The sequence below is a fragment of the Paraburkholderia phenoliruptrix genome, from assembly GCF_019511605.1.
Taxonomy (GTDB): Bacteria; Pseudomonadota; Gammaproteobacteria; order Burkholderiales; family Burkholderiaceae; genus Paraburkholderia; species Paraburkholderia phenoliruptrix_A.
In genome coordinates, this window is the sequence record NZ_JAEUAV010000065.1 from 1 (window position 1) to 936 (window position 936).

A 936-nucleotide genomic window follows, 5' to 3' on the forward strand; every position below is an offset into this window, starting at 1 on the left:
GCTTGGGGCTTGGGGCTTGGGGCTCCTGTCGCGCGTCTGGTGCCTGCGCAGAATCCGCTGTGCGGCTCCTGCAGACCTGTCCCCATAGAGCCGCGAGTGCTAGACTTGCGCGCTGCAGATTGCACTCTGCAGTGGGGCGCCGTCGGTTTTGCCAGCAGCGCTCCTGGACGCAATTCACCCATTAACTGCCTCGCGCTGACAATGCCCGCTTTCGGATCTGCCTCGAAGCGGCATCGTGTCTGCCCGCTCAGCCCGGCTTGTTGACCCCGGTTTCTACCGGATCTCACTCATGTATTGGTCCATATTCGCGGTTGCTATCGGCGGCGGGCTCGGCTCGCTGTTTCGCTGGTTTCTCGGCCTTCGTCTGAACGCATTGTTTCCGTCGTTGCCGCTCGGCACGTTTGCGGCCAATGTGATTGCCGGCTATGTGATCGGCGTGGCGGTGGCGGGTTTTGCGCGCGCGCCGCAAATCGCGCCGGAATGGCGGCTCTTCGTGATCACCGGCATGATGGGCGGACTGTCCACCTTCTCGACGTTTTCCGCCGAAGTCGTACAGCATCTGCAGGAGGGCCGCCTCGGCTGGGCCGCCGGCGAAGTCGTCATTCACGTCGGCGCGAGCCTGCTAATGACGGTTCTCGGCATTGCCACGGTGGCGCTTATTTCGCGTTAAGTGAGCCTCGTCCCACCTTCTCCGCGTTTTCCGCGGAAGTCGTGCAGCATTTCCATGATGGCGTCCTCGACCGCGCCGCCGACGAAATCGCCATTCACTCCGGCGCGATCCTGCCGATGACGGTTTTCGCATTGCCACAATCAGGCTCGTTCCGCGTTTGGTGACTTTTGGGGCGGCCCGGGTCCCTTTCGGCCGCAGCTGGTTTCCCGCGGGTGAATTGACCGCTCTGCTCGCTTCAGTCCTTCGCCCCTTCGCCCCTTCGCCCC

The 936-nt window shown here is 63.2% G+C and carries 2 protein-coding genes; both read left to right on the forward strand.

The features are described from left to right. Nucleotides 1-289 precede the first annotated feature (289 nt). Entirely contained in the window at nt 290-670 is a 381-nt protein-coding gene (crcB, locus tag JNB89_RS30770) for a fluoride efflux transporter CrcB (RefSeq protein WP_013339595.1), read from the forward strand. A 41-nt stretch (nt 671-711) separates the two neighbouring features. Then, nucleotides 712-834, forward strand: a complete 123-nt coding sequence (locus JNB89_RS31290) for a hypothetical protein (protein ID WP_262928055.1) — start codon at nt 712-714, stop codon at nt 832-834. Nucleotides 835-936: the final 102 nt, after the last annotated feature.

Coding starts and splice junctions, on each gene's coding strand:
- crcB (WP_013339595.1), top strand. CDS start 290: ATGTATTGGTCCATATTCGCGGTTGCTATCGGCGGCGGGCTCGGCTCG.